Here is a 21,726-nt window from a genome sequence, read left to right on the forward strand (position 1 = left end):
TAAATGCCATCGACCGCACAGGAAAATCGCCCCAAGATCGCCGAGACCGTTATTCACCCAACGGCGAGCATAAGAGATTCGAGCGTCGGCAAATGCTGCGAAATCCTGGCCGACACGTCTTTGCATACCGTCGAACTCGGGGATTACTCCTATTTAGGTCCTCGCTGCATTGTGGGTGATGCAACGATCGGAAAGTTCTGCGCTATCGCCGCAGAAGTCAGGATCGGCGCCCCCAATCACCCGATGGACCGCCCATCCATGCACCGCTTCACCTATTGCCCGGAATATTACTCGGCGGACACCGTACGCGACACTTCTTTTTTTGATCGACGCAAGCAGGATCGCGTCGTCATCGGTAACGACGTTTGGATCGGTCACGGGGTCATTGTTTTGCCAGGCGTGAAGGTTGGAGACGGCGCCGTACTCGCGGCAGGCGCCGTTGTCACCAAAAACGTCGAGCCATATACCGTCGTCGGTGGTGTTCCCGCCAAATTCATCCGCGAGCGGTTCACGCGAACCATTGCAGAGAGACTTACGTCGATCGCCTGGTGGGATTGGCCATTCGAGACCATCATGGGACGGCTCGCGGATTTTCAGTCAAGCGATATCGAGGCCTTTTGCGAGCGCTGGGCGTAGGACGCACTTGCCCTACTTATCCGAGCGCAATGCCGCCTCATAGGCGAGCCAGACCCACCGCGCCATCACATCTGGATCGTCGAAAGCATCGTCGGGTATCGACCAGTAGGGCATGTTGATCGGCTTGCCCTTCTTGCCCTCGTAAGCCCAGCGCCGCGCGCCGGCTGCTTCGAATTCGGAAGCGCTGGCATCGTCCGCCTTCAATAGAATCTCGTCGTCCACTTCGAGCGCCAGGATTCGACCCAAGTGGTAGATTCCCTTGCCGCCGAACATCCGTTTGATGGTGATCGGCCCGAGAGACTGAAACATCTCTTCGATATCGGTATTGTCCATTCCCTACCCCTTCAAAATACCGCCGGCCGCGACGACGGCGTCGGGCGTATCGACATCGAGATGTGCAGCCTCGCCGATCTCCACGTCAACAACGGGAAGCCCTGAGGTTTCGATGATATGTCGGGCGCCTACATCGCCCTCCAGTCGCATCACGGCGTTCAAAACGGATCTCGGCAGGATAACGGGATTGCCGCGCTTGCCGCCGGATACCGCCCGCACGATCGCCTGACCATTCGCCTTGCGAAAAGCGGCAGTCAGTTTTTTTAGATCGTCGCTGGTGACCCCAGGCATATCGGCAAGCATGACAAGAACGCCATCGGCCTTTTGCGCCGCGTGCGTACCAACGCCCGCAACAAGCGAACTCGCCATGCCCGAGGCGTAATCCGGATTGAATACCGATTCGACGGCAAGACCGCTTAACGCGTCTTCGATCTCCTCGCGGCGATGCCCGGTGACCGCTACGATATCCGATACGCCGCTTGCCATGGCAATCGATGCCGAACGGCGAACCAGCGGCACCCCGTCGAACTCCGCCAGAAGCTTGTGCGAGCCACCCTCACCCATGCGGCTTGCCTTCCCAGCAGCCAGGAGCACGATGGCAACCGATATCTGCGCGGCCGGCTTGGCAACCATATCGCGTGGCCGCGGCCGTGACTGAATTTCCATGAGCAACCCTCCCACGCCCATGCCAGTGATATCCCGCGACGCCGGTCGTTCGCCGGCTAAGATACGATCGAGCACCCAATCGAAACCATTCTCCTTCGGGCTGCGCGCGCATCCGGGCGCCCCGACGACGTAGACGTCGCCCACGCTGCCGAGCACCAGCAGATTGCCGGGATCGACTGGCATGCCGACCTGGATCACCTCGCCGCCGACAAGCCGGATCGCTTCCGGAATGACGTCGCCAGCATCGATGACGGCCGATGCCCCGAAAACGATCACCAGCTTGGGCAGTTGGTCGGGTGCCGCCAAGCCGCGGCGGATCGCGTGGGCGACAGCACCCGCTCTATGAGCAACCCGCTCTTCCCGCTGCAATACGCTGCCCGACGACTGCAGCCGCTGCGACAGGATCCGTGCCGTCTTGTCCATGACCGAGGCCTTCAGCGACGGCAGTTCGGTGGCGACGAGCGATATAGCGTGCGGCACGAACGGCTTGACCTCGAAGACCGGCATGCGCCGCAGAATTTCGACGCCTTCGGCGACTTTGGCTCCCGAAACGGCAAGCGGAATGATCTTGAAGGTCGCGACCATGTCGCCGGCGCGGATGGGCACATGATCTGCGAGACAGGCAAGGGTGATCGCCGGATCGACGCTGTTGATCCGATCGACCGCTGCGCGATCTGCAACGAAAAGACCATCGACGGCGCTGTGAACATTGACCCGTCCCGTGGCAGCCTCGGAGAAAGTCAGATGATCGGGAGCGACGGACCGCGCCAGCCGGTCGGCTGCCTCATCTTCCATGAGATCGCCCGGCTCGATCCGCGCGGCAATAACGCGCTCGATCCCGGCGGCAGCGAGCCGTTCGATATCCTCGCCGGCAAGTCTATGTCCCTTGGAAAGGCTGCCATCGGACAGCCGGACGGAATGCGCGAGAACCGCGCCTTCCGCCTCCGTAGTCGAAAATTCGCCGAAGATCATAACGTGCCGCCCTTTGGCGAAGATACGTCGCGCCCGCGAAGGGAGCCGACGATCTCAGCCAGAATGGCGACGGCGATCTCGGCCGGACTGGCGGCGCCGATAGGAAGCCCGATCGGCGCGTGGATACGGGCAAGCTCCGCTTCGCCCAACCTCTCGCGCCTCAAGCGCTCCAGACGACCCGCATGCGTCTTGCGGCTGCCGAGCGCCCCTACGTAGAAACAGCCCGTTCTCAGCGCCTGGATGATTGGCTCATCATCGATCTTCGGATCGTGGGTCACGGCGACCAGCGCCATATAGCTATCCAGCGGACGCTCCTTCAGCGCATCGACCGGCCAATCTGCGATGAGGTCGATCCCCTCGAAGCGCTCCGGTGTCGCAAAGGCGGTGCGGGGATCGATGATCGTCACGTCGAAGCCGGCAAGCGCCGCCATCCGCGCCAGGATCTGGCTGATATGCACGGCGCCGATGATGACGATGCGGGGCGGCGGCAGATGCACGTTGAAGAACAGGCTCTGTCCGTCCACCTCAAGCGCTGCGGACTTGCCCGAACGGAATGCCGCCGAAACAGCATCGGCAAGCGCGCCTTCCAGCGCGTCGCCTTCGACAATGAGCCTGTCCGGCCCACCGGAGAGATCGGTGACGAGGATAGCCGCCTGCCGCCTGCGCCTCATCTCATTCAGCCGCGCCAATATCTGACGGTCCATCAGGCAAGCCTTTCGACATAGACGCGGATGCGGCCGCCGCAGGAAAGGCCGACGCGCCAGGCCGTTTCATCGGCAACACCGAATTCCAGCATGCGTGATTTGCCGGTCTCGATGACGTCGAGAGCCTCGGTAATGACGGCGCCTTCGACACAGCCGCCGGAAACGGACCCGTGAAAATTACCCTCGCCGTCGATAACGAGATGGCTGCCGGACGGGCGTGGCGCCGAACCCCAAGTATCGACAACAGTTGCCATGGCCACGTTGCGGCCCGCCGATACCCATTCCTCCGCAATCACGAGCGGATCCAGACTTTCGGATATATCTGACATCGGAGCCTCATTATTTGCCGAGAAACCGTCGTGGATCATAGGTATCCGCGCGGCCGGCTGTGAGGGCCGATACAAGATCGGCCAGAGATAATAGATTGTGAACCGGACGGAATTCGTCAACATGCGGCAGCATTGCTTTTACGCCGCGGGCGCGCGCCTCGAAACCCTCGAATCGCAGGAGCGGATTGAGCCAGATCAGCCGTCGGCAGGAGCGATGCAGGCGATCCATCTCCGCGCCGAGCAATTCCACGCCTTCGCGCTCCAGCCCGTCGGTGATCAAAAGCACGATCGCGCCCTGCCCCAGCACCCGCCGCGCCCATATCAGGTTGAATTCCTTCAGCGTCTCGCCGATCCGCGTTCCGCCAGACCAATCGCGCACCGCCACCGCGCATTCATCCAGCGCCTGATCCGGGTCTTTGTGGCGCATCGCTCTGGTGACATTGGTCAGGCGCGTTCCGAACAGAAACGTATGCACACGCCGGCGCCGTTCGGTGAGCACATGCAGGAAATGCAGAAAGACGCGCGTATACTGGCTCATCGAGCCTGAAATGTCCGCGAGGACGACCAGTGGCGGCTGGATTTCCTTCGGTTCCCGGAAGCGCGGCAGGATCAGCGCCCCTCCGGTTCGCAGGGCTGAACGCATCGTCGCGCGCGGATCGACCTTGGCCGCTGTGCGGGATGGGGCGAAGCGGCGCGTGCGCACGCGGTCCAGCGGCAATTGCAGCTTCTCCAGCTCCTTCTTGGCGACAGCTATCTCCGTGGCGGACATCTGTGCGAAATCCAGACGGCGCAGCACCTCGCTGCCGGAACTGGTAAATCGTGCATCGATTTCGATGTCAGGCGTTTCGCGCTGCGGGCGCTGGTCGTTGCGGTCATTGAGCAACGCATCGCTTGCCCGGCTCTCGCCCGGCTTCGGCTTTTCTTTTTCTCGGTAATCGGGCGCGACCGGCGACATCATCGCGATCATTTTCGCGATGAGATCGCGCGAGCGCCAGAACAGCCGGAATGCCTCATCGAATACAGCAAGATCTTCATGCCGCTTGACGAAGACGGAACAGAGGGCGGCATGGAACTCCTCGCGGGAACCGATGCCGATCGCCTCGACCGCCTCGATGGCATCGGCAATCGCTCCTGGGCCGATCTTCAGGCCGGCCTTGCGGAGCACCCGGCCGAACAGCACGATATTATCGGCGAGGCGCCCGTCACCAGGCGGTGACGGCGCAACGATGATGCCATCCTGCGCGCCCGGCTCCATGGCTCATCCCGCCGCAAGCAGTTCGGATTTGACTTCGTCCAATACACGCTTGCCCTCGGTACCCTGAATACGGGCGATATCGTCCTGGTATTTCAGCAGCGTTCCCAGCGTATCCGAAACGGTCTCCGGATCGAGCGCCAGCCGATCGAGTTCCGTCAGGGCGGTCGCCCAGTCGATCGTCTCGGCGACGCCCGGATTTTTGAAGAGATCGAGCGCACGCAGCTTCTGCACATAGGCGACGATCTGGCGCGACAGCACCTCATTACATCCCGGCACCTTGCGGCGGATGATTTCGAGTTCCTGCTCGGCCTCAGGATAATCGACCCAATGATAGAGGCAGCGCCGCTTCAAAGCGTCGTGAACTTCGCGCGTGCGGTTCGTGGTGATGATGACGATGGGCGGCTCGGCAGCGCGGATCGTCCCGAGTTCCGGCACCGTCACCTGAAAATCGGAGAGCACTTCCAGCAGGAATGCTTCGAAAGCCTCATCGGTGCGATCAAGCTCGTCAATCAGGAACACCGGCGCGCGCCCACCGACACCCGACAGCGCCTGCAGCACCGGCCGGCGGATAAGATAGCGCTCGGAGAAGATATCAGCCTCGATGCGGTCGCGGTCGGTAAGACCGGAGGCTTCCGCGAGACGGATTTCCAGCATCTGCGCCGGATAGTTCCATTCATAGACAGCCGAGGAAACATCCAGTCCCTCATAGCATTGCAGGCGGATCAGCGGCCGATCGAGCGCCTTCGACAGAACCTTGGCGATTTCGGTCTTGCCGACGCCGGCCTCGCCTTCGAGAAAGAGCGGCCGCCTCATCTTCAATGCGAGAAACAGGACCGTGCCAAGCGCACGTCCGGCCAGATAGTCATGGGCGCCGAGCAGCGCCATCGTTTCATCGATGGAACCCGGTAGCGAAGGTAATGTCTGATCCGCCATGAAAACTCCCTTGAAGGGGTTATAGCGTGTGATAGCCCCGGTTCATATAGAGCAATGCCGGCTTTGGCTCGCTGTAGCGTATGGCCATCACCTCGCCGAAGATGATGTTGTGCGTGGAAGCTTGCTTGATCTCGATCACGCGGCAATCGAAAGCAGCAAGCGCGTCGCTGAGGACAGGCGCGCCTGTCACCAGCGTTTCGAACTTGCCGGTTGCGAAGCGCTCGTCGGTGGTCAGCTGCGTCTTCCCGGAAAAGGCGTCGGCTAGGGACTGGTGATCGGCACCGAGCGTATTCAGGGCAAAAATGCCGCTATTGAAGAAGATCTCGTTCTTGACGTTGCTGTTGTTGACGCAGATGAGAACCGTCGCGGGGCTGTCCGACACCGAGCAGGCAGCCGTGATCGTCACCCCGCGCCGCTCCGAGCCGAGCGCCGTCGTCACCAGCTGCACATGTCCCGCATAGCGGCTCATGGCATCTCGATAAAGCGCCGGATCCATACGCTGCCTGTCTAGCATCACCGTCTCCATATTCCTGTGATACCTTATCTTCCGCTCAATATGGCGGCCAGGTGTTAGCTTTTCTACAATAGCGCCATTGAAAACAGAGCGATTTTGTTGCTTTTTCTTTGACGATGCCTATCAGGCGGATAAATAGAGCAGAAAATTGTCCGGGATAATCCATCGATGAATGTTCTGCGTCGCCTTCCGCTTCTTTTCGCACTGCTTTCGGCGGCCGGCAGCAGCTACGCCGCAGGAATCCATATCGGCGTGGTGGCGCCGCAGGGCGGCAATTTCGCAACGCTGGGCGCGGAGATCACCACTGGGGCCAATTTCGAGATCCAGGCCCAAAAGGATACGGCGACCGTCATCGACGACCCCTGCACCGAGGACGGTGGCCGGGCTGCCGCCGAGGCATTGATCGCCGCCAAGGCACAGATCGCAATCGGCTTTCTTTGCACCGAAACATTGGAGGGCGCGCTTCCGCGCCTCAAGGACGCCGGTATCCCGGCCATTACCATCTCCGTACGCTCCCGCATTTTGATGGAAGATGCGCTGAAGAATGGCTGGCCCCTGTTCCGCCTCGCACCCACCGATAGCGCCGAGGCTGCCGTCGCGATTAACACCATCCTGAAAAACTGGACGGCCGAGCCGATAGCACTGATCGAAGACGGCACGATCCACGGTCGCGAACTGGTGGGTGCGATCCGTAGCGCGCTCGAGGAAAAGGGGTTGAAGCCGGTCTTCACCGATACCTACCGACCCGGCCAGGATCAACAGATCGCGCTTGTCCGTCGCTTGAAGAAGGCCGGCGCCACGCATGTCTTCATTGGCGGCGACCGCAGCGATGTCGCCGTCATCGCGCGCGACGCCAAGAGCGAAAACATTCAACTGGCCCTGATGGGTGGCGACGCAATGCGTGCAGCCGATACGCCCGTGCCTTTGCTGGAAGGCGTGCAGGCGATCGCCCTGCCCGACTATGCAAGCCTGCAGGCCGCACAGCAGACCGTCCAGGCCATGCGCGCTGGTGGCATCGAACCAGACGGCTATATCCTGCCGGCCGCGGCCGCGGCGCAGATCGCCAGCCAGGCAGCCGAAGGCGCCAAGGCGGAAAACAAGCCCGTCGCCGATAAGTTCGTCGACACGGCATTCCAGACGGCGATCGGCCCGATCACCTTCGGACAGAACCACGAATTGACCGAAAACCCCTATCGCCTGCTGGAATGGCGCGGCAATGCTTTCGTCCCGGTGACGACGCCGTCGAACTAAGGCGATCCGTTCGGGCGGTTGTTTGCCCGCGACAGCGGTGCTAATCCAGACACCACTGCATAATTTAAAGCGCTACAGCGGCCTCAGCGCGTCACAGGTGACGCGCGGCGCTGTAGAAATCAGTTGGAGCTCAGCTATCCCATGACCTTGCCGATCCGTATCGCCCCTTCCATCCTCGCCGCCGATTTCGCCAAGCTCGGACAGGAAGTCAAGGACGTGACCGAAGCCGGAGCCGACTGGATCCACCTGGACGTCATGGACGGGCATTTCGTGCCGAACATCTCCTTCGGCGCCGATGTCATCAAGGCACTGCGCCCCTATACGACCGCGACCTTCGACTGCCATCTGATGATCTCGCCCGCCGATCCCTATCTGGAAGCCTTCGCAAAGGCCGGGTGCGACCGCATCACCGTTCATGCCGAAGCCGGCGTGCATCTGCACCGCTCGCTGCAGACCATCCGTCATCTCGGCAAGAAGGTCGGCGTCACCCTCAATCCGGCAACGCCGCTTTCCGTGCTGGAAAACGTCCTCGACGATATCGATCTCATCCTGATCATGTCGGTCAATCCGGGCTTCGGTGGCCAGAAGTTCATTCCGGCCATGGCCGACAAGATTCGCAACGCCAAGTCCCTGATCGGTGACCGCCCGATCGAACTCGAAGTCGATGGCGGCGTCTCCGTTGAAACGGCCCCTCTGATCACGGCTTCCGGCGCCAATGTCCTCGTTGCCGGTTCGGCGATCTTCAAGGGCGAATCTGTCGATGCCTACCGGCAAACGATCGGTGATCTCCGGGCAGCCGCCGAACGAGGTCGCGTTGGATCAAACTAATCCGACCAATGCCATCATCGTGGCGGGCCGGACACGGACCGTCGCCTCGCATTGCCTTGAAGTTCTGGGCGGTGCGCTATGCTGGGGTGCGGCCATGGCCGCTTCGGCGCTCGTTGCGCTTTATTGGCGCAACGGCCTTCTGACCAGTCATCTCCCGGCTCTTGCCCTGGTGTACTTCTTCGGCGGCACCCTCGCCTGGCCCATTCTCGTGCCGCTCACCCGGCGCGTCATCCGTAACCGCCCGACAAGCGCGCGCTTCGCTGCTTTCTTTCTAGCGCTCTCTATCGGCACGGCGGCCATGACGGCGTTTCTCTTTGCCATGGACTATCGCTGGTTCTATTCGCGCTGGCATGCGCCTTTCGGCTCGCTCATCTGGACATTCCAGTTCCTGTACACCGGCGCCAGCGCCGTTTACCAGTTCGCCATTCTCGGCTTGCCCCTATTTCTGCCGTTCGGCCTGCTATGCCTGATCGCCGTTTCCGCCTATCTTGCGCGACGGACACGTTGAGGCGTACCAAGGATTGGCCCAACAAACATTGTGCCAACAAACATTGTGCCCACAAACATTGTGATTGCCGCTCGTCTTTGTTATGGGGGCGCCGAGGTTTCCTTTCCCATTAGCCAAGAAAGCTTTGAGCCAATGATCCCGCGCTACTCCCGACCGGAAATGGTCGCCATCTGGTCGCCCGAAACCAAGTTCCGTATCTGGTTCGAGATCGAGGCCCATGCCTGTGATGCGCTGGCAGCTCTCGGCGTCATCCCGAAGTCGGCGGCAGACACCATCTGGGAAAAGGGTGGCAAGGCCACCTTCGACGTTGCCCGCATCGATGAGATCGAGGCCGTCACCAAGCACGACGTCATCGCCTTCCTGACGCATCTGGCCGAAATCGTCGGGCCGGATGCCCGCTTCGTGCACCAGGGCATGACCTCATCGGACGTGCTCGACACTTGCTTCAACGTTCAGCTCGTCCGCGCCAGCGACCTGCTGCTTGCCGATATCGACAAGCTTCTGGAAGCCCTGAAGCGCCGCGCCTTCGAGCACAAGGATACCGTTACCATCGGCCGCTCGCATGGCATTCATGCCGAACCGACGACCTTCGGCGTCAAGCTGGCGCTCGCCTATGCCGAATTCGAGCGTTGCAAGCAGCGCCTGATCGCGGCTCGCGAGGAAGTCGCCACCTGCGCCATTTCCGGCGCCGTCGGCACCTTCGCCAACATCGATCCCCGCGTTGAAGAACATGTTGCCGCTGCCCTCGGCTTGAAGCCGGAGCCGGTCTCCACCCAGGTCATCCCGCGCGACCGTCATGCAATGTTCTTCGCCACGCTCGGCGTCGTCGCCTCTTCGATCGAACGCCTGGCCACTGAGATCCGCCACCTGCAGCGCACCGAAGTCCTGGAAGCCGAAGAGTATTTCTCGCCCGGCCAGAAGGGCTCGTCCGCCATGCCGCACAAGCGCAATCCGGTATTGACGGAAAACCTGACGGGCCTTGCCCGCATGGTCCGCTCCTATGCCATGCCCGCCATGGAAAACGTAGCCCTCTGGCACGAGCGCGATATTTCCCACTCGTCCGTCGAGCGCATGATCGGCCCGGATGCGACCGTCACGCTCGATTTCGCGCTCGCCCGCATGACAAGCGTCATCGACAAGCTGCTGGTCTACCCGGAAAATATGATGAACAATTTGAACAAGTTCCGCGGACTTGTTCATTCGCAGCGCGTGTTGCTCGCCCTCACCCAGGCAGGCGTTTCCCGCGAGGATGCCTACCGCCTCGTTCAGCGCAATGCCATGAAGGTCTGGGAGCAGGGCAAAGATTTCCTCGAGGAACTGCTCGCCGACCAGGAAGTGCGCGCAGCGCTTTCCGAAGAGGATATCCGCGAGAAATTCGACCTTGGCTATCACACCAAGCATGTCGACACGATCTTCAAGCGGGTTTTCGGCTAGGCCCGATCCATCGATCTGATTTTGAAGAAGCGGCGCGGAAAACTCGCCGCTTCTTCTGTTTTGCGGATAAGATCCTGGCAGCGATTATTCCAACGCAGTGTGCAAGCGCGGTGTGCAAGCAATGATCTGGTTCGACGCAGTCCTGGAACATCCTGCGGACGATGACCTGCTGAGAGGCTGCATCGCGGCGTTACTCGATCTGCACACGCAGAGCGTGGACGTCGTCCACGACATCGGAGAAATGCGCGGTGCGTCCGTCACTTGCGTGGTCGCCGGCGCATCGGAAGACGCCTATTCGCAAATCGTGACCATCTATCTTTCGGGGGATCGTCAACAGCCCGATATCATTGAAGGTGGCGCACGGCTGGCACGATTGCTCGGCAGATCGTTGCTTCTTGCGAACGATGCCACCGCGGACCCCTACTCGTTCATTCTCGTGTCCAGGACCGGAGTGCGGTCGGTCGTATCGGTCAATCCCGGCGAGCTAGACACGCACGACCGTTACGTGATCCCGAAGCAACAGGAGCGTTAAGCGACTGGGGCCTATTCGCTTGGCGCGTCTACGTTTCGCGTCCGATTTTCCGATGGATCGATCTTTGCGACGATCCTCTTTCGCCGTTGTCGTCGCGTCGGGCCGCCTTCTCCACCAGACGGTCGAGATGCTTCAAATCCTCCTCGTCCAGGTTCTCGATGCCGATGAAGCGGTTCTCTGCGGCACTGGTCAGGATGAGCTCGTTGAGCTTGGCCTGGATGGCACGCGTGTCGCGCGTCTGCGCGTTCTGCAACAGAAAGACCATCAGGAAAGTGATGATCGTCGTGCCTGTGTTTATCACGAGCTGCCAGTTTTCGGAAAAATCGAAAATCGGCCCGGTCAAGCCCCAGACGAAGACCGACAGCAGCGCCAGTATGAAAACGACCGGTTTTCCCGCCCCTTCCGAAACCACCGTGGCGAAACGAGCGAAGATATGTTTAAGCCTTGCCATGAACCTTATCCTCGGCTGAACTCACCTATCTCTCGAACTTATTTCAATTCGCGAGATGGACGCAGATCAACGCTGCAAGGTCACGCTGGTTCCCGCCGAGAAGACGGGAACCAATGACAAGCCGGCCTCTAGCGAGGCTCGGTCGGCACCACCAGCTTGCGATAGAGGTGCCAAGTGGCGTGACCGAGTATGGGCATGATCACGGCCAGCCCCGCGAAGATCGGAATCGTACCGATCACCAGCAGCGCCGCCACGATCAGGCCCCAGACCGCCACCGGTATCGGATTGATCAGCGTCGCCCGGATGCTGGCGTCGACCGCGGCCACGACACCGACATCGCGGTCCAGCAGCAGCGGAAAGGTAACGACCGTGGTCGCCAGCACGACAAGCGCGAAGATGAAGCCGAGGAGATTGCCCCAGAACATCATCGCTATGCCTTCGGGCGTCGTCAGGATACTCGACACGAAGGATGTGAGCTTCGGCGGTGCGCCATCACCGAAATAGATGAAGTAGAGATTCTGCGCCACGAAGAGCCAGACGATGAAAAGGCCGAACAGCATGAGGCCTGCGACGATGATCGACGGCAAGGCTGGCGAGAAACGGACCTCGAAAGCATGGCTCCATGACGTATCCAGCCCCTTCTCCCGCCGTCGGCTGATCTCGTAAAGGCCGATTGCCGCAATGGGACCCAGCAGGGCAAAGCCCGACATCAATGGAAACAGCAGCGGCAGCAGGTTCTGGTCCGTGCTCCAGATCGCAAGCGCAATGCCTGCAATCGGATACATCAGGCACAGGAATACGTAATGCGATGGCTTTTCGCTGAAGTCGTCCAGCCCCAGTTTCAGGGCATCGACGAGGTCAGCAATGCCGATCTTGCGGATGGCGGGGCGGGTAAATGTGTGGTCCGCTCCTGCCATGACGTGAAAGGCCGTCATAATGCTCTCCTCCTCAACCTCGATGTGCTCGGCTGGCGGCGCAAAATGGCGGCAAAATGGCTGCCGACATCCTCATTCGCTACCGGCAGCGGCGATATTAGCAAATTCTGCCGCAATTGTCGCCTTTCTCACTTGACAGTTGGGCTCCCGTTTTCCACATCGGCGCAATCATGAAAGCCTCCGACGCAAACATTCTCATTATTCCCGGCTATACGAATTCCGGCCCCGACCACTGGCAGACGCGGTGGGAGCAGAAGCTCTCCACCGCGCGGCGCGTGGAACAGGCGGAATGGTCGAAGCCGGTGCGCGATGACTGGGTCGCCCGCATTGCCGAGGAAGTGAACGCTTCGGATAAGCCCGTTGTGCTCGTCGCGCATTCGCTCGGCGTCCCCTCGGTGATCCATGCGATCCCGCATTTCCGCAACAAGGTTGCCGGCGCCTTCTTCGTGGCGCCGCCCGATGTCGCCAATCCGGATATCCGGCCGAAGCATCTGATGACCTTCGGCCCCTATCCTCGCGATCCCCTGCCGTTTCCCTCTGTTACCATCGCAAGCCGCAACGACCCCTTCGGCAGTTACGAGCATGCGGATGATGTTGCCAACAGCTGGGGTTCACTGCTGATCGATGCCGGTGAAGCCGGCCATATCAATACCGAATCCGGGCATGGCCCCTGGCCCGAAGGCACGATGGTCTTCGCCAAGTTCCTCAGCCAGCTGAAGCCTTGATTGCGCCGAAGCAACGGTGGGTAGAAGCGCGCCGCGCCTCACTAGCCTGTGAAGTAGCGGGCACCTTCATTCCATCGTCAGATAAAAGCCTGTAAAACAGGCTAGCAAAGGATCCCGATTCCCAGCATTGGCACCCCGTCAAGGCCGGAATTCCGAGGAAGGAGGCGCAGGCGGATTGTGAATTCGCTTCTTATCCGTTATGGGGACGCCCACATATGATCCACTTGCGCTATACCGTAAGCGCCAAAGACAGAGAACAATACCAATGAACCGTCGCCGCCGTATTTACGAGGGCAAGGCCAAGATCCTTTATGAAGGGCCTGAGCCGGGCACGCTGATCCAGTTCTTCAAGGACGACGCCACCGCCTTCAACAAGAAGAAGCACGAAGTCATCGATGGCAAGGGTGTTCTGAACAATCGCATCTGCGAGTATATTTTCAGCCATCTGAACAAGATCGGCATTCCCACGCATTTCATCCGCCGCCTCAACATGCGCGAGCAGCTGATCAAGGAAGTGGAAATGATTCCGCTCGAGATCGTCGTGCGCAATGTCGCCGCCGGTTCGCTCGCCAAGCGCCTCGGCATCGAGGAAGGCGTGGTCCTGCCGCGCTCGATCATCGAGTTCTACTACAAGTCCGACGCGCTCGAAGACCCGATGGTCTCCGAAGAGCACATCACGGCCTTCGGTTGGGCCAATCCGGCCGAGCTCGATGACATCATGGCGCTCGCCATCAGGGTCAACGACTTCATGACCGGCCTTTTCCTCGGCGTCGGCATCCAGCTCGTCGATTTCAAGATCGAATGCGGCCGCCTCTTCGAAGGCGACATGATGCGCATCATCCTCGCAGACGAGATCTCGCCGGACAGCTGCCGCCTCTGGGACATCGAAACCCACGAGAAGATGGACAAGGATCGTTTCCGCCGCGATATGGGCGGTTTGGTCGAAGCCTATTCCGAAGTGGCGCGCCGCCTCGGCATTATCAATGAAAACGAACCCGTGCGCGGCACGGGCCCGGTTCTCGTCAAGTAAGTTCAGAAAGGACAATCGTGATCAAGGCTCGTGTAACCGTCACGCTGAAGAACGGCGTTCTCGATCCGCAGGGCAAGGCAATCGAAGGCGCGCTCGGCGCACTCGGCTTTGACGGCGTCCATCAGGTCCGCCAGGGCAAGGTCTTCGACCTCGAGCTGGAAGGCGCTGACAAGGGCAAGGCCGAGGCGGACCTCAGAGCCATGTGCGAAAAGCTTCTCGCCAACACGGTGATCGAGAACTTCAGCATTTCGATCGACTGATTGTCCTCTTTCGCGAGCCATCCTTTCTTTGCCTGAGGCAATGAGGTATGGCTCACGAAGCCCATTCCAGCGATTACTCTTCGCCTATTGCGGGACCAGCATCATGAAATCAGCAGTCGTCCAACTCCCCGGCCTCAATCGCGATCGCGACATGATTGCGGCACTGACCAAGATTTCCGGTCATGCGCCGGTGACGGTCTGGCAGACCGAAACCGAAATCCCGGATGTCGACCTGATCGTCATTCCCGGCGGCTTCTCTTACGGCGATTATCTGCGCTGTGGTGCAATCGCCGCCCGTATGCCGATCATGCAGGCGATCAAGGACAAGGCCGACAAGGGCGTCAAGGTTCTCGGCGTCTGCAACGGTTTCCAGATCCTGCTCGAAGCCGGCATGCTCCCTGGCGCGCTGATGCGCAACGCCTCGCTGAAATTCGTCTGCCGCGAAGTGAAGCTGGAAGTTGTCAATGCCGAGACGGACTTCACCGCCGCCTACGCCAAGGGTCAGGTTATCCGCAGCCCGGTCGCGCATCACGACGGCAACTATTTCGCCGATACCGAGACGCTGAAGGCGATCGAAGACAACGGCCAGGTGGTCTTCCGCTATGCGGAAGGCACGAACCCCAACGGCTCCGTCAACGATATCGCCGGCCTGATGAACGCTAAGGGCAACGTGCTTGGCATGATGCCGCATCCGGAAAATCTGATTGAGGCCGCCCATGGCGGCAGCGACGGCCGCGGATTGTTCGCCTCCGCGCTCGGTGTGGTCGCCGCCTGAGGCGATCATCCACACCAACGTGGAATTGCGAACTGACCGGCGCTTTGTCCGATAAGTGCGTTGGAAGGTTCCTTTCATATCATCGGCTAGAGCAGCCCAAACCCATCCATTGGAAGAGAGATTGATGCGCCCTCGCCTCGCTACCGGATTTTATTCTGCTGCTGCTCTTGTGGCTGTCGGCCTTCTCGTCACGTCCTGCGGCACACGCGCACCGACCGCTGTTACGGTTGATCGCACCGCCCTGACGACGATGGAACGTGTCATGCTCAATGCCAGCGCCTGCTGGTTTAAGTCCTCCGACCCGGCCTTCGCCGGTTATCAGCTCTCTCCGGAGCTCAACTCCTTTACCGGTCGCCCGCGCATTCTTGTGGTCGACAAGAAACATCCGACCGGCCGGCCGTCGCTCGTTGTGCAAGCGGAAGGCAATCCCGCACAGCTGCAGGCCTTCGGTCCGATGATGTCAGGCGCTTCCGGCGGCCGCATCACGGGCGACGTCAATCGTTGGGCTGCGGGTTCGAAGGGCTGCCAATAACGGTTTCGCCGCCGCGGTTCTGTTACCGGCGAATAAGCCACCGCTCGGATTACGCGGACGTACTTTTAGGGTTCCCAATCCACGATTCGAACGCCCCGGGTTCGACGTTGCTGCCGCAGACAACGGTTGCCACGGTCTTGCCGGAGAAACGCTGTCGATTCTCAAGAATGGCAGCGACGCCAAGCGCAGCAGCGGGCTCCACGACAAGTCCCGAATGCAGATATAGAAGTCGCATTCCCTCCCTGAGGCTTTCTTCGCTAACCAAAAGGGCGTCATCGGCGACGGCCAATAAATCATCCAGAACTTCCGGGATTACATAGCGCCCGGCGACCCCATCGGCGATGGTGTTCGGATCACCCGCGTCCACAATCCGCCTGGCTTTAAAGGAAAGGGTCATGGCCGGCGCGTTTTGGGGCTGGACCGTGATTATCTCCACGTTCGGCCGCCGGCACTTCAAGGCATAACCGATGCCCGTCGCCATTGCCCCGGCACCAAGAGAAATCAGAACAGCATCCAGCGCTTGAGGAAGTTCCGAAAGCTCAAGCCCGATTGTCGCGGCACCTTCGCAAGTGTCGAGATTCTTGCTGTCCTCCAGGAGGAAGGCACCCGTCTCTGCGGCGAAATCCGAGGCTGCCTGGAGCGCGCCTTCGATCTCTCCTTCGACCAACACCACATTTGCCCCCAGTAGCCGCATCTTTTCCACCTTGAAGGCATTGGCGGTGACAGACGCCGTCACCGTGACATCAAAGTTTCTCAGCCGGCCGCCATAGGCGAGTGCCTGACCCAGATTGCCCGCGCTAGCGCAGACGACCGATTTCCTATCACCTTGCGACTGTAGCCGTGCCAAAACCATCTCGGTGCCACGCCCCTTGAAGCAGCGCACAGGATTCATCGTTTCGACTTTGAGAACAATCCGGCAGCCCAGAGCCCGGCTCAAACTTTCACAGACATATTGCGGTGTATGTCGAAAGACCTTGTGTATGGTCGTGGCAGCGGCTTCGATTCGATCGATATTCAAGCGCATATGAGCCCCCATTGCGTTTCTCGGTAGGGCCCAGGCGGTCGGCATATATCGCTGCGTTCCACGATGGTTTTCCATCATAATCCGCCAGTCGCGCAGCCATAACAAACTCGTTCATCGGCCAGGCGATGTCAACGATGTGAACAACTCTGGATAAACCGGACGTGGACAGGCTTGAAGCGCGGCCGAGCCCGCTCAATCCCAGAAGAACGACTTTTTGGCCTCCGTCGCCGCCTCGTGCCGCGTCAGGCCGATGTCGCGCAGCTGATCATCCGTCAGGCCTCGCAAGACCCAGCGGCTCTCACGCTTCTCCAGCCAATGCAGATAGACGGCCCAAAGCCGAAGCACCGGATGCGGCTTTGGCTGTGCCGCCCGGACTTTTACGCCTGCCGAAGACGCGTCTTGCGCCTCGGTCGAGCAGATTGCATCTATTGTACTCATCTTCATTCTCACATGATGGTGACAATTTTCGTGCATCAAGCCAAACGATACAAATTGACTCATAATCTTGACTCAATGACGGAGACAATCTAGGAAATTGTCATTATGACAAATTGGCTTCCTGACATTTCAAGCGGGACTGGTCCCGTCTACATCCGCGTCGCCGACAGTATCGAGAATGCGATCACGCATGGCGTTCTGCCGCCCGGCACCAAGCTGCCGCCACAGCGCAATCTTGCCTATGACATCGGCGTAACCATCGGCACGGTAAGCAGGGCCTATGCGCTCGTGCACGAACGCGGCCTTGTGGCCGGCGAGGTCGGCCGCGGCACCTATGTGCTGGAACGCTCGAATGGCAAGCAGATCGAGCTCGTCGATCCGATCACGCAGGCGCTTGCCGGCACGCGCGGCCTGAATACGCCGGAAGCGAAGATTCGCTTCGATACGACCGCCGCGCCCGACATTGGCCAGGGCGAAATCATCGGCAGGCTCTTTGCCGACATCAGCAGCGAGCATCAGACGGAAATTTCCTCCTATTCCCGGAATTTCCCGGCAAGCTGGTTCCAGGCGGGACAAATCTGGCTCGCCCGCAACGGCTGGCAGCCGGCAATCGAGACGATCGTGCCAACGCTCGGCGCCCACGCCGCCGCCATCGCGGTTATTTCGGCCGTCACGTCGCCGGGCGACAAGATCGTCTTCGAGAACCTGACCTATACGCAGATCAGCCGCGCCGCGCGTCTCCTTGGGCGCCGCTCGATCCTGGTGGATTCAGACGAGCACGGCATGATCCCAGAGGATTTCGAGCGCCTCTGCCAGCAGCAGCATCCGCGCCTCGCCTTCGTGATGCCGACGGCACATAATCCCACACTGGTGACAATGCCGGAATCCAGACGCCGGGCGATCGCCGCCATCGCGCGCCGGCATAGTGTCTGGCTGATCGAGGACGACCTCTATGGCGGCATGACCGGCGACCCAAATCCGCTCATGGCTGCCATCGCGCCGGAACGGACTTTCGTGGTCAGCAGCCTGTCGAAGTCGGTGACGGCGGGCGTACGCGGCGGCTGGGTCGCCTGCCCGCCGCATTTTGCCCAACGCATCAAGGTCACCCACAAGATGACGACCGGCGGCCTGCCCTTCATTCTGGCGGAGACCTGCGCCCGGCTCGTACTCGGCGGTCACGCACTGGAGCTGCGCCGCAAATCGGTCGAGGAGATCAGGGCGCGCGAACAGATCGCGCGCGAGGCGCTGGCGGGTTTCGAGTTCAACTCGCATCCGCATCTGCCGTTCCTGTGGCTGAAGCTGCCCGAGCCCTGGCTTTCGGGCACATTCAAGAACGCCGCCCTCGCCGAAGGAGTGCTGATCGACGACGAAGATGAGTTCAAGGCAGCGCGAATCGAACGGGTTTTCCACAGGGTCCGCGTCGCCTTCTCCTCACCGCCACAGCGGGAAGATGTCGTGGCCGGCTTCATGATATTACGCAGGTTGTTGGAAAACGGTTCATCGACATACGATAGTCACATTTAAGCAAGTCTTATCAGTTTATCGACAGATATCTTGCGGAAATACTATTGCGTCATCTCGACTCTTAGTACCCTACCATTCTATCAATAAGTGAGGATTCGCCCGCCACACCAGGGGGAGTGCATGGCTATTGCAGGCTATTTAAGCAAGCGTTTAGTTACGAGTTTTCTGGTAGTCAGTTCCGTATTCATAGCAGGTCAATCCATCGCAGCCGCCGCGGATACGGTTGCGGTTGCCCCTCAAGCCAAGATCTTCGACGAATTGCGTTTCGGCGCGAGCGGATCGGTTCAGAGCGGATATGATCACGAGAATGGCGTCTTTCCGGATGTCCAGGTCCTGTTCAACCCGTTCGGTTACAATCCGACCGCCGATTGGAAAGATCAGCTGACCCATCCGCGTATCCATCTGGGAACCTCGATCGGCACGGGCGGTTCGGCAACGCAAGTCTATGGCGGTCTTTCCTGGACACTCACGCACAGCAACGGTATCTTCACGGAAGTCGGCTTCGGCGGCACGGTACACACCGGCAATCTCGACGATTGGCAGGATCATGGCCCGATGCTCGGCTGCCGCCTGCTGTTCCACGAATATGCCGGCCTCGGCTATAATTTCGACAGTCATTGGAACGTGATGGCGCAGATCGCGCATGCGTCGCACGCCAATCTTTGCGACGGCCCCAATGGCGGCATGACGCGCGCGGGCCTCATGGTCGGCTACAAATTCTGACCTCGAGCAGCGGTCGCCGATGGCCGCGCGCTTGCCTTCTCCAACATCAATGCCGGCGTGTTGTGAACGCCGGTGATTTTCCTGTCGCACGACAGGGAGACTTGCGCTAAAGAGACCCCGATCCCTGACCGGCCTTCAAACCCTTTACAGGCAAGGACACTCGAGCGCCCATGACCATTTCCAATTCGATCCAGATCACTCCCGAACTGATTGCCGCCCACGGCCTGAAGCCGGATGAGTATCAGCGCATTCTGGATCTGATCGGCCGCGAGCCTTCCTTCACCGAGCTCGGCATCTTCTCGGCCATGTGGAACGAGCATTGCTCGTACAAATCTTCCAAGAAGTGGCTGCGCACCCTGCCGACCAAGGGGCCGCGCGTCATCCAGGGCCCTGGTGAAAATGCCGGCGTGGTCGATATCGATGACGGCGACTGCGTCGTCTTCAAGATGGAGAGCCATAACCACCCCTCCTATATCGAGCCCTATCAGGGTGCTGCCACAGGCGTCGGCGGCATCCTGCGCGACGTCTTCACCATGGGTGCCCGCCCGGTCGCCGCCATGAACGCCCTGCGCTTCGGCGAGCCCGATCATCCGAAGACCCGCCATCTCGTCTCCGGCGTCGTCGCCGGTGTCGGCGGCTATGGCAATTCCTTCGGCGTTCCCACGGTCGGCGGCGAAGTCGAATTCGATGCGCGCTACAACGGCAATATCCTCGTCAACGCCTTTGCGGCCGGCCTTGCCAAGTCTAATGCGATCTTCCTGTCGGAAGCCAAGGGCGTCGGCCTGCCGGTCGTCTATCTCGGCGCCAAGACCGGCCGTGACGGCGTCGGCGGCGCGACCATGGCGTCTGCTGAATTCGACGAATCGATTGAGGAAAAGCGCCCGACCGTTCAGGTCGGCGACCCCTTCACCGAAAAGTGCCTGCTGGAAGCCTGCCTGGAACTGATGCAGACGGGCGCGGTCATCGCCATTCAGGACATGGGTGCCGCCGGCCTCACCTGCTCCGCCGTCGAAATGGGCGCCAAGGGCGACCTCGGCATCGAGCTCGATCTCGACAAGGTCCCGGTACGCGAAGAGCAGATGACAGCCTATGAAATGATGCTGTCGGAAAGCCAGGAGCGCATGCTCATGGTGCTGCAGCCGGAAAAGGAAGCCATCGCCAAGGCGATCTTCGTCAAGTGGGGCCTGGATTTCGCCATCGTCGGCAAGACCACCGACGACCTGCGCTTCCGCGTCATCCATCAGGGCGAAGAAGTCGCTAACCTGCCGATCAAGGATCTCGGCGATCAGGCTCCGGAATATGACCGCCCCTGGCGGGAATCCGACAAGCGCGCCGCCCTGCCCGCCGATCTCGTCGCGGCGCCGGAAGATTACGGTCAGGCGTTGCTGACGCTCGTCGGCTCCGCCAATCAGTCCAGCCGCCGCTGGGTCTATGAGCAGTATGACACGCTGATCCAGGGCAATTCGCTGCAGCTTCCAGGCGGTGACGCCGGCGTCGTCCGCGTCGAAGGCCATCCGACCAAGGCTCTCGCCTTCTCCTCGGACGTTACCCCGCGTTATGTCGAGGCCGATCCGTTCGAAGGCGGCAAGCAAGCCGTGGCCGAATGCTGGCGCAACATCACGGCGACCGGCGCCGAGCCGCTGGCCGCGACCGACAACCTGAACTTCGGCAATCCAGAAAAGCCCGAGATCATGGGTCAGTTCGTCGGCGCCATTAAGGGCATTGGCGAAGCCTGCCGCGCGCTGGACTTCCCGATCGTCTCGGGCAATGTCTCGCTCTACAACGAGACCAATGGCATCGCGATCCTGCCGACCCCCACCATTGCCGGCGTCGGCCTGCTGCCGGACTGGAAGGCGATGGCCCGCATCGGCTCCGCTTCCGAAGGCGACCGCCTGCTGATGATCGGTGTCGACGGCAGCCATCTCGGCTCCTCGATCTATCTGCGCGATATCATCGGTTCAACCGATGGCCCGGCTCCGGAAGTCGATCTTTTTGCTGAGCGCCGCAATGGCGATTTCATCCGCTCCGCCATCCGCAACGGCCAGATCACGGCCTGCCACGACATATCGTCCGGCGGATTGGCGTTGGCACTCGCCGAAATGGCAATGGCATCCGGCAAGGGTCTGCGCGTGGACCTCGCGGAATGCAAAACTTTGCCGCATGCAGCGCTTTTCGGTGAGGATCAGGCTCGCTACGTCATCGCCGTTCCGGCCGATGTCGCCGATTTCGTCTGTATCAATGCGGAAAGCGCTGGCGTGCCATTCCGCCGCCTTGGAACCGTCGGCGGCGATGCGCTTGCCATCGATGGCCTGTTAACGCTTCCGGTTGAACAGTTGCGCGAGGCGCATGAATCGTGGTTTCCTGCCTTCATGGATGGCGGCTCGCTCGCCGCTGCTGAATAATCGAGGTACCAC

General features: G+C 60.5%; 25 protein-coding genes and 1 riboswitch. Of the genes, 14 read left to right on the plus strand and 11 right to left on the minus strand.

Going from position 1 to position 21,726, the window contains the following annotated elements:
• Positions 1–3 precede the first annotated feature (3 nt).
• Positions 4–636, plus strand: coding sequence for a DapH/DapD/GlmU-related protein (locus FP026_RS19410; protein WP_149636255.1), 633 nt, complete (start codon positions 4–6; stop codon positions 634–636).
• Between the two features lie 12 nt (positions 637–648).
• Here FP026_RS19410 and FP026_RS19415 read toward each other — a convergent pair whose 3' ends face one another.
• Genes FP026_RS19415 through FP026_RS19445 form a run of 7 tightly spaced genes read right to left on the minus strand, consistent with a single transcriptional unit; the run spans position 649 to position 6,342 of the window.
• A complete protein-coding gene (locus FP026_RS19415) occupies positions 649–969 on the minus strand; it encodes a TfoX/Sxy family protein (RefSeq protein WP_149636256.1) in 321 nt (106 codons plus the stop codon).
• 3 nt (positions 970–972) lie between these two features.
• Positions 973–2,607: an NTP transferase domain-containing protein gene (locus FP026_RS19420; RefSeq protein ID WP_149636257.1), complete on the minus strand. Its 1,635-nt coding sequence runs from the start codon at positions 2,605–2,607 to the stop codon at positions 973–975.
• Positions 2,604–3,311 (minus strand): XdhC family protein, encoded by a 708-nt coding sequence (locus FP026_RS19425; RefSeq protein WP_149636258.1) that lies wholly within the window; start codon positions 3,309–3,311, stop codon positions 2,604–2,606. Before FP026_RS19425 ends, FP026_RS19420 begins: the two co-directional genes overlap by 4 nt.
• Positions 3,311–3,640, minus strand: coding sequence for an XdhC family protein (locus FP026_RS19430; protein ID WP_047633158.1), 330 nt, complete (start codon positions 3,638–3,640; stop codon positions 3,311–3,313). The genes FP026_RS19425 and FP026_RS19430 overlap by 1 nt, the downstream gene beginning before the upstream one ends.
• A 10-nt stretch (positions 3,641–3,650) precedes the next feature.
• Positions 3,651–4,895: a vWA domain-containing protein gene (locus FP026_RS19435; protein WP_149636259.1), complete on the minus strand. Its 1,245-nt coding sequence runs from the start codon at positions 4,893–4,895 to the stop codon at positions 3,651–3,653.
• 3 nt (positions 4,896–4,898) lie between these two features.
• Positions 4,899–5,828 carry an AAA family ATPase gene (locus FP026_RS19440; protein ID WP_149636260.1) on the minus strand — a complete coding sequence of 310 codons (930 nt, stop codon included), beginning with the start codon at positions 5,826–5,828 and terminating at the stop codon, positions 4,899–4,901.
• Between the two features lie 19 nt (positions 5,829–5,847).
• Complete coding sequence (locus FP026_RS19445; protein WP_149636261.1) at positions 5,848–6,342, minus strand: flavin reductase family protein; 495 nt, start codon at positions 6,340–6,342, stop codon at positions 5,848–5,850.
• Between the two features lie 168 nt (positions 6,343–6,510).
• Here FP026_RS19445 and FP026_RS19450 point away from each other — a divergent pair, with 168 nt between their 5' ends.
• From FP026_RS19450 to FP026_RS19470, 5 genes are all read left to right on the plus strand, one after another.
• Positions 6,511–7,593: an ABC transporter substrate-binding protein gene (locus FP026_RS19450; RefSeq protein WP_149636262.1), complete on the plus strand. Its 1,083-nt coding sequence runs from the start codon at positions 6,511–6,513 to the stop codon at positions 7,591–7,593.
• Between the two features lie 141 nt (positions 7,594–7,734).
• On the plus strand, positions 7,735–8,421 hold the full coding sequence (gene rpe, locus FP026_RS19455; protein WP_113332575.1) for a ribulose-phosphate 3-epimerase: 687 nt from the start codon (positions 7,735–7,737) through the stop codon (positions 8,419–8,421).
• A 16-nt stretch (positions 8,422–8,437) separates the two neighbouring features.
• On the plus strand, positions 8,438–8,929 hold the full coding sequence (locus tag FP026_RS19460) for a hypothetical protein (RefSeq protein WP_149636514.1): 492 nt from the start codon (positions 8,438–8,440) through the stop codon (positions 8,927–8,929).
• A gap of 132 nt (positions 8,930–9,061) precedes the next feature.
• Positions 9,062–10,363 (plus strand): adenylosuccinate lyase, encoded by a 1,302-nt coding sequence (gene purB / locus FP026_RS19465; protein WP_149636263.1) that lies wholly within the window; start codon positions 9,062–9,064, stop codon positions 10,361–10,363.
• A gap of 121 nt (positions 10,364–10,484) precedes the next feature.
• Positions 10,485–10,895, plus strand: a complete 411-nt coding sequence (locus tag FP026_RS19470; RefSeq protein ID WP_246665390.1) for a hypothetical protein — start codon at positions 10,485–10,487, stop codon at positions 10,893–10,895.
• A gap of 28 nt (positions 10,896–10,923) precedes the next feature.
• On the opposite strand, the gene FP026_RS19475 is transcribed toward FP026_RS19470, so the two are convergent.
• Together FP026_RS19475 and FP026_RS19480 are read right to left on the minus strand one after the other, a co-directional pair.
• A complete protein-coding gene (locus FP026_RS19475; protein ID WP_149636264.1) occupies positions 10,924–11,346 on the minus strand; it encodes a low affinity iron permease family protein in 423 nt (140 codons plus the stop codon).
• 128 nt (positions 11,347–11,474) lie between these two features.
• Complete coding sequence (locus FP026_RS19480; protein ID WP_149636265.1) at positions 11,475–12,281, minus strand: DUF2189 domain-containing protein; 807 nt, start codon at positions 12,279–12,281, stop codon at positions 11,475–11,477.
• Positions 12,282–12,451: 170 nt separating this feature from the next.
• On the opposite strand from FP026_RS19480, the gene FP026_RS19485 reads away from it, so the two are divergent.
• From FP026_RS19485 to FP026_RS19505, 5 genes are all read left to right on the plus strand, one after another.
• Entirely contained in the window at positions 12,452–13,006 is a 555-nt protein-coding gene (locus FP026_RS19485) for an RBBP9/YdeN family alpha/beta hydrolase (RefSeq protein ID WP_149636266.1), read from the plus strand.
• Positions 13,007–13,271: 265 nt separating this feature from the next.
• A complete protein-coding gene (gene purC / locus FP026_RS19490; protein WP_007696300.1) occupies positions 13,272–14,036 on the plus strand; it encodes a phosphoribosylaminoimidazolesuccinocarboxamide synthase in 765 nt (254 codons plus the stop codon).
• Between the two features lie 17 nt (positions 14,037–14,053).
• A complete protein-coding gene (purS, locus tag FP026_RS19495; protein WP_112339946.1) occupies positions 14,054–14,296 on the plus strand; it encodes a phosphoribosylformylglycinamidine synthase subunit PurS in 243 nt (80 codons plus the stop codon).
• Positions 14,297–14,399: 103 nt separating this feature from the next.
• The gene (gene purQ, locus FP026_RS19500; RefSeq protein ID WP_149636267.1) at positions 14,400–15,071 is read left to right on the plus strand and encodes a phosphoribosylformylglycinamidine synthase subunit PurQ; all 672 of its coding nucleotides are present in this window, start codon (positions 14,400–14,402) and stop codon (positions 15,069–15,071) included.
• A gap of 124 nt (positions 15,072–15,195) precedes the next feature.
• Entirely contained in the window at positions 15,196–15,603 is a 408-nt protein-coding gene (locus tag FP026_RS19505) for a hypothetical protein (protein WP_149636268.1), read from the plus strand.
• A 49-nt stretch (positions 15,604–15,652) separates the two neighbouring features.
• Here the strand turns inward: FP026_RS19505 and FP026_RS19510 are convergent, their stop codons facing one another.
• Together FP026_RS19510 and FP026_RS19515 are read right to left on the minus strand one after the other, a co-directional pair.
• Positions 15,653–16,627 (minus strand): threonine ammonia-lyase, encoded by a 975-nt coding sequence (locus FP026_RS19510; RefSeq protein WP_149636269.1) that lies wholly within the window; start codon positions 16,625–16,627, stop codon positions 15,653–15,655.
• Between the two features lie 23 nt (positions 16,628–16,650).
• Positions 16,651–16,729: riboswitch (ZMP/ZTP riboswitch) on the minus strand.
• Positions 16,730–16,819: 90 nt separating this feature from the next.
• Positions 16,820–17,065 (minus strand): DUF1127 domain-containing protein, encoded by a 246-nt coding sequence (locus FP026_RS19515; RefSeq protein ID WP_149636270.1) that lies wholly within the window; start codon positions 17,063–17,065, stop codon positions 16,820–16,822.
• Positions 17,066–17,170: 105 nt separating this feature from the next.
• On the opposite strand from FP026_RS19515, the gene FP026_RS19520 reads away from it, so the two are divergent.
• The 3 genes from FP026_RS19520 (at position 17,171) to purL (ending at position 21,714) form a co-directional block, all read left to right on the plus strand.
• The gene (locus FP026_RS19520; protein WP_149636271.1) at positions 17,171–18,589 is read left to right on the plus strand and encodes a PLP-dependent aminotransferase family protein; all 1,419 of its coding nucleotides are present in this window, start codon (positions 17,171–17,173) and stop codon (positions 18,587–18,589) included.
• A gap of 120 nt (positions 18,590–18,709) precedes the next feature.
• Positions 18,710–19,312 carry an acyloxyacyl hydrolase gene (locus tag FP026_RS19525; protein ID WP_149636272.1) on the plus strand — a complete coding sequence of 201 codons (603 nt, stop codon included), beginning with the start codon at positions 18,710–18,712 and terminating at the stop codon, positions 19,310–19,312.
• 170 nt (positions 19,313–19,482) lie between these two features.
• Positions 19,483–21,714: a phosphoribosylformylglycinamidine synthase subunit PurL gene (purL, locus tag FP026_RS19530; RefSeq protein ID WP_149636273.1), complete on the plus strand. Its 2,232-nt coding sequence runs from the start codon at positions 19,483–19,485 to the stop codon at positions 21,712–21,714.
• The last annotated feature ends 12 nt before the right edge of the window (positions 21,715–21,726 follow it).

This window comes from Martinezella tropici, assembly GCF_008370325.1.
Lineage (GTDB): Bacteria > Pseudomonadota > Alphaproteobacteria > Rhizobiales > Rhizobiaceae > Rhizobium > Rhizobium tropici_B.

Coding starts and splice junctions, on each gene's coding strand:
- FP026_RS19410 (WP_149636255.1), top strand. CDS start 4: ATGCCATCGACCGCACAGGAAAATCGCCCCAAGATCGCCGAGACCGTT.
- FP026_RS19415 (WP_149636256.1), bottom strand. CDS start 969: ATGGACAATACCGATATCGAAGAGATGTTTCAGTCTCTCGGGCCGATC.
- FP026_RS19420 (WP_149636257.1), bottom strand. CDS start 2,607: ATGATCTTCGGCGAATTTTCGACTACGGAGGCGGAAGGCGCGGTTCTC.
- FP026_RS19425 (WP_149636258.1), bottom strand. CDS start 3,311: ATGGACCGTCAGATATTGGCGCGGCTGAATGAGATGAGGCGCAGGCGG.
- FP026_RS19430 (WP_047633158.1), bottom strand. CDS start 3,640: ATGTCAGATATATCCGAAAGTCTGGATCCGCTCGTGATTGCGGAGGAA.
- FP026_RS19435 (WP_149636259.1), bottom strand. CDS start 4,895: ATGGAGCCGGGCGCGCAGGATGGCATCATCGTTGCGCCGTCACCGCCT.
- FP026_RS19440 (WP_149636260.1), bottom strand. CDS start 5,828: ATGGCGGATCAGACATTACCTTCGCTACCGGGTTCCATCGATGAAACG.
- FP026_RS19445 (WP_149636261.1), bottom strand. CDS start 6,342: ATGCTAGACAGGCAGCGTATGGATCCGGCGCTTTATCGAGATGCCATG.
- FP026_RS19450 (WP_149636262.1), top strand. CDS start 6,511: ATGAATGTTCTGCGTCGCCTTCCGCTTCTTTTCGCACTGCTTTCGGCG.
- rpe (WP_113332575.1), top strand. CDS start 7,735: ATGACCTTGCCGATCCGTATCGCCCCTTCCATCCTCGCCGCCGATTTC.
- purB (WP_149636263.1), top strand. CDS start 9,062: ATGATCCCGCGCTACTCCCGACCGGAAATGGTCGCCATCTGGTCGCCC.
- FP026_RS19470 (WP_246665390.1), top strand. CDS start 10,485: ATGATCTGGTTCGACGCAGTCCTGGAACATCCTGCGGACGATGACCTG.
- FP026_RS19475 (WP_149636264.1), bottom strand. CDS start 11,346: ATGGCAAGGCTTAAACATATCTTCGCTCGTTTCGCCACGGTGGTTTCG.
- FP026_RS19480 (WP_149636265.1), bottom strand. CDS start 12,281: ATGACGGCCTTTCACGTCATGGCAGGAGCGGACCACACATTTACCCGC.
- FP026_RS19485 (WP_149636266.1), top strand. CDS start 12,452: ATGAAAGCCTCCGACGCAAACATTCTCATTATTCCCGGCTATACGAAT.
- purC (WP_007696300.1), top strand. CDS start 13,272: ATGAACCGTCGCCGCCGTATTTACGAGGGCAAGGCCAAGATCCTTTAT.
- purQ (WP_149636267.1), top strand. CDS start 14,400: ATGAAATCAGCAGTCGTCCAACTCCCCGGCCTCAATCGCGATCGCGAC.
- FP026_RS19505 (WP_149636268.1), top strand. CDS start 15,196: ATGCGCCCTCGCCTCGCTACCGGATTTTATTCTGCTGCTGCTCTTGTG.
- FP026_RS19510 (WP_149636269.1), bottom strand. CDS start 16,627: ATGCGCTTGAATATCGATCGAATCGAAGCCGCTGCCACGACCATACAC.
- FP026_RS19515 (WP_149636270.1), bottom strand. CDS start 17,065: ATGAGTACAATAGATGCAATCTGCTCGACCGAGGCGCAAGACGCGTCT.
- FP026_RS19520 (WP_149636271.1), top strand. CDS start 17,171: ATGACAAATTGGCTTCCTGACATTTCAAGCGGGACTGGTCCCGTCTAC.
- FP026_RS19525 (WP_149636272.1), top strand. CDS start 18,710: ATGGCTATTGCAGGCTATTTAAGCAAGCGTTTAGTTACGAGTTTTCTG.
- purL (WP_149636273.1), top strand. CDS start 19,483: ATGACCATTTCCAATTCGATCCAGATCACTCCCGAACTGATTGCCGCC.